The sequence below is a fragment of the Arthrobacter sp. STN4 genome, from assembly GCF_024539665.1.
Taxonomy (GTDB): domain Bacteria; phylum Actinomycetota; class Actinomycetes; order Actinomycetales; family Micrococcaceae; genus Specibacter.
Genome location: NZ_JAKZGX010000015.1, coordinates 18,262 through 29,812, shown reverse-complemented (window position 1 = coordinate 29,812; position 11,551 = coordinate 18,262). Strand labels below are relative to the sequence as shown.

The window sequence follows — 11,551 nt, the reverse complement described above, 5'->3', positions numbered from 1 at the left end:
CCCGGCCACGCCAAGGCTACCCCAGCACGGGGTTCCAGGTGCCCAGCACGACGGCGGCGAGCGCCGCGGCCGCGGCAATCACCACTCCGGCGGCGGCCACCCAGGCGTCCCGCTGGCTGAAGGTGGACCCCCGCGCCCAGGTGCGGGGCCCGGCGCCAAAGCCCTTCGCCTCCATCGTCACGGCCAGCCGGGATGCGCGGCGGATGGCCTGGACCAGCAGTGCCATGGCCTGTCCCAGCGAGGCCTTGAGCCCGCTGAAGAAGCCCGGCTCCCCACCGACGCCCCGGGCCCGCCGGGCCATGCCCAGCGTCTGCCACTCCGCCACCAGCAGGCCCACCAGGCGCATCGCGGCCAGGGCCCCGAGCACAAAGCGGTGCGGCAGGTGCAGCTTCTGCGCCAGTGCGTCGGCCAGGTCCGTCGGGTCGGTGCTGGCGAGCACGATGACGCCGGGCAGGGCGATGGCGAGGCTGCGCAACGCGATCGCCACACCGGATTCCACCGAGCCGGTGGTGAAGACCAGCGGGCCCGCCGCCAGCAGCAGTTCCCCCGTCTTCGGGGCCAACAGGGCCGTGCCATAGCCGCCCACCAGGGCGGCAAACAGGATGGGCCAGCCACGCCGCAGCAGCATGCCGGCACCCAGGCCGGCCAGCGGCAGCACGGCACACTCGAGCACCAGCGCCGTCGTGGCGGACGCCCAGTCGATGGTGACCAGCAGGACCAGGGTGATGGCCAGTCCGGCGCCGAGCTTGGCCAGGGGATTCGCGCCCGCCAGCCAGGCGCGGGACCGGGGCTGGGCCAGGATGTCCACGCTCATCGCCGCACCGCCTTGCCGGCCGCCCCGGCCGGCGGCGCAGCGACCGCCGGATCCGCCGAGCGGTCCGCGGGGCCGTCATGGTCCCGGGCCTCAACGGGGGCAGCCCCCCCGGCCGGGGCGCCGAGGACCAGCCGGTCCCCGCCCAGGACCTGGGAGAACGTGGCGTCGTGGGTTACGGAGACCACGGCCGTGCCCGCGTCGAGCAGTTCGGTCAGCAGCGAGGCCAGCTCCGCCCAGGTGTTGGCGTCCTGCCCAAAGGTGGGCTCGTCCAGGACCAGCACCTGCGGGCTGGCGGCCAGCACCGTGGCCACGGACAGCCTGCGCTTTTCGCCGCCGGAGAGGGTGAAGGGGTTGGCGCCCGCCACGTGGGCCAGCCGCAGCCGCTCCAGCAGGCCGTCCACGCCGTCTTCGCCGTGTCCCAGCAGCCGTGGGGCGAACAGCAGTTCCTCGCGCACGCTGCCCGTCACAAACTGGTGCTCCGGTTCCTGGAACACGGTGCCGATCCGGCTGATCAGCTCCCGGCCGCGCCACTTCAGCGGCGCGCTGCCGGCGCCCCGCGCCAGCGGCTCAAGGGCTTCGAGCCGTCCGCCCGCCGCAGGCAGCAGCCCGGCAAGGGTCAGTGCCAACGTGGATTTCCCGGCCCCATTGGGCCCCGTCACGCTGAGCGCCCGCCCGGCGGAAATCCGCACGGACGGCACCACGGCGGCCGGCACGGCCGGGTGCCGCCGGCGGCCCTTGGCCCGGGACACCGCCAGGGACTCCGCCGCAAGCAAAAGGTCCGTGCTGTCGTCGTGCGGGGGAAAGCCGGTGCGCGGACGGACGGCGGGCACGTGCCCGGGCACCCACACGCCCGCGGCGGACAGCATGCCCGCCGCCTGGGCCAGGACCGCGGCGGGCGGGCCGTCCAGCAGCACGCCGCCGGGCTCCCCCGCCGCTTCGGGAGCCAGCACCACGATCCGGTCCACGACGTCGAGCCACACGGACACGCGGTGTTCCACCACCACCAGGGTGGCGCCGGTTTCATCCAGGCTGTTCCGGACGGCGTCGCGCACGTCCACCACCCCGGCCGGGTCCAGGTTTGCCGTGGGCTCGTCCAGGAGCAGCAGGCCGGGGCGCATGGCCAGCATGCCGGCCAGTCCGAGGCGCTGCTTTTGGCCACCGGACAGCGCGGAGCTCGGGTGGTCCAACGGCAGCCGAAGGCCCACGGCCTCGAGCGCCGCGGGCACGCGGCGCCAGATCTCCTCCCGCGGCACGGCCAGGTTTTCGGCACCAAAGGCCACGTCGTCGCCGATGCGGGAGAGCACCACCTGGGAATCGGGGTCCTGCTGCATCAGGCCGGTGCGTCCGCGAGACTCCGCCACGGGTGCGCCGTCGATCAGCAGGGACCCAAACTCGTCCGCGTCCTCATCGACGCCAAGCACGCCGGCGAGCGCGTGCAGCAGCGTGGACTTTCCGGCGCCCGAAGGCCCCAGCAGCAGCACGCGTTCGCCCGGCGCGATCTCCAGGTCGAGGTCGTGGACGGCCTTGGCGGCGCGGCCCGAATGCTGCCAGCCCCACCCCTTGGCGCTGATCCGGGCGGGTGCCACGCCAAGCCCGGCGGCCCGGCCCGGACCGCCGGCCGGGGCCGTTGCCCCCACGGCTACACCACCGGTTCGGTGGCGGCGCCGCGGGAGGTCAGGTTGGCCAGGACACCTGTGCGTGCCAGCCCGCGGACGGCGAGCCAGGACAGCAGCCCGGCGATGACGGCGCCGGAGATGGCACCGAAGACGGTGTAGACCAGCTTCCAGACAAACGCCCACTCCACGTTCCAGACCAGGGAGTCGTTGATGCCCATCGCCACACCGGACAGGGCGCCGGCCAGCAGCGCCACCGGCAGCGAAAAGCGTCGGTAGCGGACCACGGCGAAAATGAGCTCCGCGCCGATGCCCTGGACCAGGCCGGAGAGCAGGACGGTGAAGCCAAAGGAACTGCCCAGCAGCGCCTCCACAATGGCCGCCACGATTTCGCAGAACAACGCCGCGCCGGGTTTGCGGATCACCAGGCCGCCGATGACGCCGGCGATCAGCCAGCCGCCGCCGTAGAGTCCGCCGAGAGGCGGGAATGCGGCGGTGGCAGCCGCGATCACGCCGTAGGCGGCAGACCACAGCCAGAAGATGACGCCCACGGCGACGGACAGGACGGCGGCCACCACGATGTCCACCACGCGCCACGTGGTTTTGGGTGCTGCCTTGGGGTTTGCGGAATTGCCCGCGACTGACTCGCTCATGTTTCCTCCTTTGCAGGAGGGGCGGTGCGGCGGTATCTCCGCGCACCGAAGAGAACTCGACTCCCTTCGCCGGTACTAGCCGGAGCAGGTTCGAGGGTCTGCGGCGGACCGCACTCTCAGCGCCCTGTTCCGGGATCCGGGACGGGACGCTCCCCTGTCGTGTTGAATTGCGGCTTCAGTCTACCCGCGGCGGCGTGCCGCGGCCAACGTTCCTGGCGCACGACGGCGGGAGGCCGGCCCGGGTGGCCGGCCTCCCGCCGTCGTGCCTGGCTGGGCTGGGTTCCGGCGTTACCCCACCACCACCGTGCCCACCATGCCCATGTAGTCATGCAGGGCACAGATGTAGCTGAAGGTCCCTGCCTTCGTGAAGGTGACGGTGAACGTGGATCCCGGGAGCATGAGCCCGGAATTCAGGTCCCCACCGGCAAACGCCGCAGGATTGCCCACGGGCATGTTGAAGTCCGCCGGCTCCGTCCCAAAGGTGACCGTGTGCGGGGCCGCCATGCCGTTGTTGATGAACGTGACCGTTTCGCCCACATGGATGCGCACCGTGGGCTGGATGTAGCGCATCACCATGGCCACCCCGTCGTCGGCGCCGACGTAGACGTGGTGCGAATCAGCCTGCGCTGCCGTTGCATTCCAGAGCATGCGCCCGTCCAGCAGGATCCCTTGTGCCTGCTGCCGGCTCTGCCTGTTGTAGTCGTTTTGCGTGTAGGGGTATGGCGTGCCGGCCGCCGCCACGTGGACGGTGCCCTTCATCATGGCCCCGTGCACCAGGCAGTAGTACGTGAAGTCGCCGGCTGCGGGGAACTGCAGGCTGTAGCTCGCCACGGCAGGAAAGCCGCTGTCGGACACGTTGGTCAGGATGCCCGAGTTGTAGTAGGACGCCCCGTCGTAGGTGCTGCCGCCAATGGGGAACAGCTGCGTCGGGTCGCCGGGGTTGAAGGCCATCAACGGCGCGCCGGGCGGCAGGAAGGTGACGGTGTGCGGCTCGGCCGAGTTCGCCTGCCAGGTGACGGTGTCCCCCGCGTCGACATAGACGTCGGTGGGCAAAAACGCCATGCTCTGGATGGCCTGGTCCGGTGACTCATTTCCAGCCAGGACTGTCCAGGTGTGCGGGCCCTGCCCGCCTGCGCCGGGGTCGGCGACTGCCGGGCCCGAAAGTGCCAGCGGCACCAGCAGCGCCAAGAGTGCGGCAACCAGCACCGGCACCTTGCGCGAAGAAAGATGGTTCAAGCGAAGATTTTCCAAACGACGCCTCATGGGTCGTTCCCTTCTCGAAAGCTGCGGCCCCCTGGCCAGGCGGCCGCGCGAGATGGTCCCTCCCTCAAGGGGGCCCGCTCTGTCCGGCCGGCATGCCGGCGGGACCGGATGCGCATGGAACCCCCTGAGCTCCGGGTCCAATGCGCGCCGCCCGCCATGGCGGGCGGGGCGTTGATGATGGGGCATTGTGCTGCCACTGCCCGGCGCACCCGCAGCGCCGTCAAGGACAACTGACAGCCCGCGAACACGCACTTCCCATGGTGCACCCGGGCGGGAGGCTTGTCGACAAGTGGTCAGGGAATTCCGTCCAAGTACCGCCGCATCCTGCTTGCCCCGGCCCGCTGACCCGTTAGGCTGGCAGGGAACTTTCACAGCGCATCAAGCCCGCCGCACACCAAGGAGAGTCATTGTGAATATCGTCTTCAAGCTGCTGGGCACGGGCGTGAGCCTGGCCGCCGGGTTTGCCGCCGGCAAGATCGTGGACGTCGCCTGGGAGAAGGGCACCGGCAACAAGCCGCCCAAGGACGGCGCCGACCTGGAAAACAGCCTGCGCTCGGCCCTGGCCTTCGCCCTGGTGTCCTCCGCCGTGGCCGCCATCATCCAGGTCATTGCCGGGCGCACCACGCAAAAGGCCATCGCCCGGTTCAACAAGCACCCCGAAGAGGTCTAGCCCGAACGGTTGGCAGCCGCGGCGCTACTCTTCGTCCCGGTCGTCCACGACGGCGGCCACCACGTCGTTGAGCTCGTCCGTGCTGAGCAGTTCCGGGCGCCGGTGCTTGGTGCGGTACCCGGCACGGCCCACCATGTGCGCGGACACCGGGACCGTGAGCAGTTGGAACAGCCACGCCACAAGAAGCAGCGGCACCAGGGCCCAGGCCCGCATTTGCAGGCCCACGGCGGCCAGCATCAAAAACAGGCCCAGCACCTGCGGCTTGGTCGCGGCGTGCATGCGGCTCATCAAGTCCGGGAATCTCAACAGCCCGATCGCCGCGGCCAGGCTCATCAGCGCCCCGCCCAGCAGGCAGATGGCGGTCAGCACGTCAAGGATGCTCACGCCTCCCCCTTCCGGTGCGCCACGAACCTGGCCACCGTGACGGAGCCGATGAAGCCGATCACGCTGATCACCACCAGCAGCACCAGGTTCCCCGTGTCCCGGTTCACGGCCATCTCCATCGCCAGGCCCGCCCCAAAGATCGCCAGCAGGACGTCGGCGGCTATCACGCGGTCCAGCAGCGAGGGCCCCGCCGCGATGCGGTAGATGGTCCCGGCCGCTGCCAGGGAAAGTACGACGGCGGCAATCACCACCACAATGTGCAAGCCTGTCACTGTGCCTCCTTGGGCGGTGTTCCCTGGGCCGGGCGGCCAGGGGTCCGCGCCTCTTCGGAGAGGGCGGCGAGTTCCTGCCGGCTGCCCATGATGCGGATGATTTTTACCTCGATGTCCTGGATGCCCGTGCGCACCTTCTCCACGCTGTCCGGTGTAGGCGCGTTCATCGCATGCACGTACAAGGTGGAGGTGCCGCGGTCCACCTCCACCACGAGCGAGCCGGGTATCAGCGAGAGCACGTGCCCCACGGCCGTCATGACCAGGTCGGAACGGCTGCGCAGGGGCACGGCCACCACGGCATTGCGGATCCGGGGCCCCTTGGCCACCGCCCACAGAAAAACCTGGCAGCTGGCCACGATGATTTCCTTGAGGAACCACAACGCAAACCACAGGGCCCGGGGCAGGTTGAAGCGCCCGCTCAGCTCCACCGGCGGCAGGTACAGCGCCCGGGACACGCCCCAGGCTATCGCCAGCCCAAAGAGCAGGTTGCCGGGGCTGAAGTTTTGCCAGAGGGCGCCCCACACCACCACCAGCCACACCAGCAGCGGCAGCTTCTGCCAGAAGCGGTGCCATTTTCCCCCCGCGGCCGGCCGGCTCATGGCTGCACCGTCCCGGTGCCCAGCACTGCCTGGATGTAGGGAGTGCGGGCCACCATGCCCTCCGCCGCGTGTTGGCTGAGGGCAAACAGGGGTCCGGCAAAGACACTCAGGGCCACGCCCAGCGCCACCAGCCCCAGGGTGGAGTGGACCATCATCTTGGGCAGGATGGGAATCTCGTTGTCACCGGAGAAGCGGCCTTCCACGGCGTCCACGTGCAGGCTGGTGCGCAGCGCGCGCATGCTGCGTCCGCCGGCGGCATCCGGCGCGGTGGCCAGGAGCACGGGGTCAGGTTCCTCGGCGTCGGCGGTGCTGCGCCAAAACACCCGGTTCCACACGCGGGCCATGACCAGCAGGGTCAGCAGGCTGGCCACAACGCCGCCTACCACCAGCGTGTACGCCAGCGGCGAGCCGTCCGCCACGCCGGCCTGCAGCAGGCCCAGCTTGCCCAGGAAGCCGGAGAACGGGGGGATGCCGGCCAGGTTCATGGCGGGGATGAAGTACAGCACGGCCAGGACGGGTGAGAGTTTGGCCAGCCCGCCCAGCCGCGCGATGGCGGACGTCCCGCCGCGCCGCTCCACCAGGCCGGTGACCATGAACAGGCTGGTCTGGATGGTGATGTGGTGGATGACGTAGAAGATGGTCGCGGCCAGGCCCAGCACCGAGGAGAGCCCGACGCCGAAGATCATGTACCCGATGTGGCTCACCAGGGTGAAGGACAGCAGGCGCTTGATGTCGGTCTGGGCCAGGGCGCCCAGGATGCCCACGATCATCGTCAGCAGCGCCACCCAGAGCAGCACGGCATTGAAATGGTCGGTGGGAAACAGCAGCGTTTCGGTGCGGATGATGGCATAGACGCCCACCTTGGTCAGGAGCCCGGCGAACACCGCCGTCACGGGGGCCGGCGCCGTCGGGTAGGAGTCCGGCAGCCAGAAAGACAGGGGGAACACGGCGGCCTTGATGCCGAAGGCCACCAGGAGCAGCACATGCAGCAAGTGCTGGGTGCCGGGATCCAGCTGGCCCAGCTTCACGGCCAGGTCCGCCAGCGTCACGGTTCCGGTGGCCCCGTAAACCATCGCGATGGCAATCAGGAACAGCAGTGAGGAGACCACGCTGACCACCACGTAGGTGATGCCGGCGCGGATGCGTGAGCCCGTCCCGCCCAACGTCATGAGCACATAGCTGGCGGTCAGCAGAATCTCAAAACCCACGTAGAGGTTAAACAGGTCCCCGGCCAGGAAGGCGTTCGACACACCGGCGACGAGGATCAGGTAGGTCGGGTGGAAAACGGAGACGGGCCCGCTTTCCTCACCGTCCGCCGCGCCCTGCCCGGAGGCATAGGCCAGCACGGCAAGGCTGACCGCGGAGGAAACCACCAGCAGCAGCGAGGAAAACTGGTCCGCCACCATGACGATGCCGAAGGGCGGCGCCCAGCCGCCGAGATGCACCGCGACGGGGCCGGAGGTCCAGACCACGGCAAGCACCAGCACTTCCAGGCCGAGCGTCACCGCCAGGATGCCCAGGCTGACGCGGCGCTGCGCCCGGGGGTGGCGGATGAGCACAAAGGCCAGGGCCGCACCGAGCATGGGCAGGGCGACGGCGAGCGGGGCCAGGGATGCGATGCTCATGCGCCGGCCCCCGCGTCCGGTCCCTCGCGCGGGCCTTCCATGCCGGTTGCCGCATTCTTCCGTGCCGTAGTTTTCAAGGTCACTTTCCGGATCATCTCGCGGCTGGCCGCGGGCTGGTGGTTTTCATGGAAGTCGGAGACCTCCACGGCAATCTCGGAGTCTTCCTCGGCGTCGAAGGCGTCCTGCGCTGCGACGCGGCGGTCCTCACGGTCGTCCTGGATGTGGTCGGCGCGGCTGAGCAGCCACGAGCTGTAGATCAGGCTGAGAATGAATGCCGTCACCGCGAAGGAAATGACGATCGAGGTCAGGATGAACGCCTGCGGCAGGGGGTCGTTATATTCCGTTGCGGGAATATCCTTGCTGAAGATGGGCGCCAGCCCGGCATAGCCGCCGGTGGCCAGCAGCAGCAGGTTGGTGGCGTTGGTCAGCAGCATCAACCCGAGCAGCACCCGGGTCAGGCTGCGTTCGAGCAGCAGGTAAATGCCGATGGCGTACAGCACCCCCATGACCAGCAGCAGGGTCAGGTTGACGCTCACCGGACCACCTCCAACGGTTCGTCGTCCTCGATGAGCGTGATGGCACCCATCCCGTCCTCCTCATGCTGGTCAATTTCGGAACCGAGGCTGCGCAGCACGTCGATGACCAGCCCCACCACCACCAGGTACACGCCAATGTCGAACAGCGTGGAGGTGACGAACTTGACATGGCCGAAGACGGGCAGCCCAAAGCTGAGGATGGCGCTTTGAAAGACCTGTCCGCCCAGGAACAGCGGCACGATCCCGGTCAGTGCCGCCGCGGCCAGGCCCAGCCCCAGCAGCGTCCCGGCAGAGACGCGCGTCGCCTCGGCCAGTTCAAAGCGGCCGCCGGCCAAGTACCGGATGGCCAGGGCCAGCCCCGCCACGAGGCCGCCGGCGAAGCCGCCGCCGGTGCCGTTGTGGCCCGCCAGCAACAGGTAGATGGACAGCACGATGATGCTGTGGAACACCAGCCGCGTGACCACCTCAAAAATGATGGACCGCTGCTCCGGGGCCAACGTGCGTCCCGCCACCAGCCAGGGGTTGGCGGGCACCACGGCAAATCGCTTGGCCAGCCTGGCGACGGGACTGGGGACCCTGCCCGGCCCGCCAATGCGGCCGATGCTGCCGGTGGCCACCGTTTCGGCCCGGGCCAGGCGCTGTCCGCGCCCCCGCACAAAGATCAGGCTGGCCACGCCCGTCGCGGCGACGGCCAACACCGAAATCTCCCCGAAGGTGTCCCAGGCGCGGATGTCCACCAGGGTCACATTCACCACGTTCAGGCCCCCGCCGCCCTCATAGGCCAGCTTGGGCAGGGCCAGGCTGACGGGCGTGGCGATGCGCGAGCCCATCGCGACGATGCCCACCACCACCATGACGGCGCCGAATCCCACCCCGAGGAGGATGCGCACCACCTTGCGCCCGCCGCCCGTGCGTTCCCGCAGTCCGGCCGGCAGCGAGCGCATGGCCAGCACGAACGCCACCAGGACAATGGTTTCCACCAGCATCTGGGTCAGGGCAAGGTCCGGGGCCCCCTGCAGCGCAAAGATCATCGCCACGCCATATCCGGTGACCGAAACCATCAGCACGGCCATGAAGCGCTTGTCCGCCCGGGCGGCGGCGACGGCGCCGGCCACGATGGCGGCACCGGCCACGACCTGGAACGGCGAACCGGCGTCCACCACGTAGGAGTGTGCCGCCCAGTTTGGCCCCGTCAGCACCAGCACGGCCCCCACCGAGGCAATGGCGGTTGCCAGGATGACGGAGAGGTAGAAGAACAGCGAACCGCGCTGGGTGCGGCCGGTCACCCAGATGGCCACCATGTCCAGGGCCACCACGGACTGCCGGTAGCCGCGTTCCAGGTCAAGGACCGGCGGCACCTTGGCCTGCAGTGCCTCGAAGCGGCCGCGCGCCAGGAACAGGCCCACGCCGCCGGCCACCACCACGGCGCTGAGGGCCAGCGGCAGCGTGAAACCGTGCCAGAGCGCCAGGTGCAGCCCGTGCGGGCCGTCCGCGGGGAAGCGGGCACTGTAGGGGGAAATCCACGCTTCCATCAGCGCGGGGAACAGGCCCAGGACCACGGTCAGGAAGCTGAGCAGGGCCGGGGCGCCGAGGAACAGCCAGCCCACGGGATGGAAGGCGGTCACGGGAAGGCCGGGCTTGCGTGCGAAGCCGCCCCACAGGAACCGTGCGCTGTAGGCAAACGTCAAAATGGAGCCCAACACCATGACACCGAGCACCAGGGCGCCAATCGCCGGACCGGCAGGCCCGTAGCGGGCATTCGCCTCGAAGGCGGAAAACACCGATTCCTTGGCCACAAAGCCCGCCAGCGGCGGCAGCCCGGCCATGGAGGCGGCACCGGCCAGGGCCACCACCCCCAGCTTCGGCGCGGAACGGAACACGCCGGACAGCTCGCGGATGTCGCGGGTGCCGGACTGGTGGTCGATGATGCCCACCACCAGGAACAGGGCCGCCTTGAACAGGGCGTGGGCCAGCACCATGGACATCCCCGCCATGGCGGCTTCCCGGCTTCCCAGGCCCACAACGACAGTCAGGAAGCCCAGCTGGCTCACCGTGCCGTAGGCCAGGATGAGCTTGAGGTCGTGCTGGCGCAGGGCCCGCCAGCCGCCCAACACCATCGTGGCCAGGCCCAGGACGGTGAGCAGAACCTGCCAGTACGCCGTGTCGGAAAAGCCCGGTGCCAGGCGGGCCACCAGGTAGATGCCGGCCTTCACCATGGCAGCGGCGTGCAGATAGGCGCTGACGGGGGTGGGCGCCGCCATGGCCCCCGGGAGCCAGAAGTGGAACGGCAGCAGCGCCGACTTGGTCACGGCGCCCACCAGGACCAGGGCCACCCCGATGTCCAGCACCACCCCCGGCGTACCCCCGGCGGCGACCAGCTCGGGGGCCTTCGCCAGGATGCCGGAAAGGCTGTATGTACCGGCACCTTCGCCGACCATGATCAGCCCCACCAGCATGGCCAGCCCGCCAAGGGTGGTGACGACCAGGGCCTGCAGTGCCGCGCGGCGGGCAGCGATGCGGGTCCGCGCATAACCGATGAGGAGGTACGACAACACGGTGGTCAGTTCCCAGAACACAAAGAGCAGGATCAGGTTGTCGGCCGTGACCAGGCCAAACATGACCCCGGCGAACGCCAGCAGCTGCGCACCGAAGCCGCCCAGTCCGGCGTCGTCCGATTTGAAGTAACGGGCGCAGTACGCCAGCACCAGCGCGCCGATGCCCAGGACCAGCAGGGACATCAGCCAGGACAGCTGGTCCATGCGAAAGGTCAGGTCCAGGCCCAGGGCAGGGATCCAGGCGATGTCCAGCGTTGGGCCGGGCGCAGAGTCCGAATAGACGGCCCCGTACTGGGCCAGGAGCCAGGCAAAGCTGGCGCCGGGGACGGCGGCGAGGAGGTAAAAGGCGGCGCGCCCAAACCGCGAAAACAAGGCAGGCGCGAAAATGGCCACGATGAAATGTGCACAAAGGACAATCAACAAAGTGGGCTCCGCAGGGTTCGGGCTGGACGTCTGACTTGCAGGAGTAAGGTCGGTTCCCGACCGTTCAACCCTATCAAGGCCCGCAGCGTCCGTGGCCGGCGCCGCACAGGGACAGGCCCGCGGAGTGGGCATCATCACGCGAAA

The 11,551-nt window shown here is 69.4% G+C and carries 11 protein-coding genes and 1 riboswitch; of the genes, 1 reads left to right on the top strand and 10 read right to left on the bottom strand.

Annotated features, from left to right (window positions below):
- Positions 1-16: 16 nt before the first annotated feature.
- From MMF96_RS12035 to MMF96_RS12020, 4 genes are all read right to left on the bottom strand, one after another.
- Positions 17-814: an energy-coupling factor transporter transmembrane protein EcfT gene (locus MMF96_RS12035; protein WP_256883673.1), complete on the bottom strand. Its 798-nt coding sequence runs from the start codon at positions 812-814 to the stop codon at positions 17-19.
- On the bottom strand, positions 811-2,451 hold the full coding sequence (locus MMF96_RS12030; protein WP_256883672.1) for an ATP-binding cassette domain-containing protein: 1,641 nt from the start codon (positions 2,449-2,451) through the stop codon (positions 811-813). The genes MMF96_RS12035 and MMF96_RS12030 overlap by 4 nt, the downstream gene beginning before the upstream one ends.
- 2 nt (positions 2,452-2,453) lie before the next feature.
- On the bottom strand, positions 2,454-3,080 hold the full coding sequence (locus MMF96_RS12025) for an ECF transporter S component (RefSeq protein ID WP_176616736.1): 627 nt from the start codon (positions 3,078-3,080) through the stop codon (positions 2,454-2,456).
- Between the two features lie 44 nt (positions 3,081-3,124).
- Positions 3,125-3,246: riboswitch (TPP riboswitch) on the bottom strand.
- A 122-nt stretch (positions 3,247-3,368) separates the two neighbouring features.
- Positions 3,369-4,316, bottom strand: coding sequence for a plastocyanin/azurin family copper-binding protein (locus MMF96_RS12020; RefSeq protein ID WP_256883671.1), 948 nt, complete (start codon positions 4,314-4,316; stop codon positions 3,369-3,371).
- 436 nt (positions 4,317-4,752) lie between these two features.
- On the opposite strand from MMF96_RS12020, the gene MMF96_RS12015 reads away from it, so the two are divergent.
- Positions 4,753-5,013, top strand: a complete 261-nt coding sequence (locus MMF96_RS12015) for a DUF4235 domain-containing protein (RefSeq protein ID WP_176616738.1) — start codon at positions 4,753-4,755, stop codon at positions 5,011-5,013.
- 24 nt (positions 5,014-5,037) lie between these two features.
- Here the strand turns inward: MMF96_RS12015 and mnhG are convergent, their stop codons facing one another.
- Genes mnhG through MMF96_RS11985 form a run of 6 tightly spaced genes read right to left on the bottom strand, consistent with a single transcriptional unit; the run spans position 5,038 to position 11,407 of the window.
- Positions 5,038-5,397: a monovalent cation/H(+) antiporter subunit G gene (gene mnhG / locus MMF96_RS12010; RefSeq protein WP_375141431.1), complete on the bottom strand. Its 360-nt coding sequence runs from the start codon at positions 5,395-5,397 to the stop codon at positions 5,038-5,040.
- Positions 5,394-5,660 (bottom strand): monovalent cation/H+ antiporter complex subunit F, encoded by a 267-nt coding sequence (locus MMF96_RS12005; RefSeq protein WP_176616764.1) that lies wholly within the window; start codon positions 5,658-5,660, stop codon positions 5,394-5,396. Before MMF96_RS12005 ends, mnhG begins: the two co-directional genes overlap by 4 nt.
- 5 nt (positions 5,661-5,665) lie before the next feature.
- Complete coding sequence (locus MMF96_RS12000; protein ID WP_176616739.1) at positions 5,666-6,268, bottom strand: Na+/H+ antiporter subunit E; 603 nt, start codon at positions 6,266-6,268, stop codon at positions 5,666-5,668.
- Positions 6,265-7,893 (bottom strand): Na+/H+ antiporter subunit D, encoded by a 1,629-nt coding sequence (locus tag MMF96_RS11995; RefSeq protein WP_176616740.1) that lies wholly within the window; start codon positions 7,891-7,893, stop codon positions 6,265-6,267. Before MMF96_RS11995 ends, MMF96_RS12000 begins: the two co-directional genes overlap by 4 nt.
- Positions 7,890-8,429: a Na(+)/H(+) antiporter subunit C gene (locus tag MMF96_RS11990; RefSeq protein WP_256883670.1), complete on the bottom strand. Its 540-nt coding sequence runs from the start codon at positions 8,427-8,429 to the stop codon at positions 7,890-7,892. The genes MMF96_RS11995 and MMF96_RS11990 overlap by 4 nt, the downstream gene beginning before the upstream one ends.
- The gene (locus tag MMF96_RS11985) at positions 8,426-11,407 is read right to left on the bottom strand and encodes a Na+/H+ antiporter subunit A (RefSeq protein WP_256883669.1); all 2,982 of its coding nucleotides are present in this window, start codon (positions 11,405-11,407) and stop codon (positions 8,426-8,428) included. Before MMF96_RS11985 ends, MMF96_RS11990 begins: the two co-directional genes overlap by 4 nt.
- Positions 11,408-11,551 lie beyond the last annotated feature (144 nt).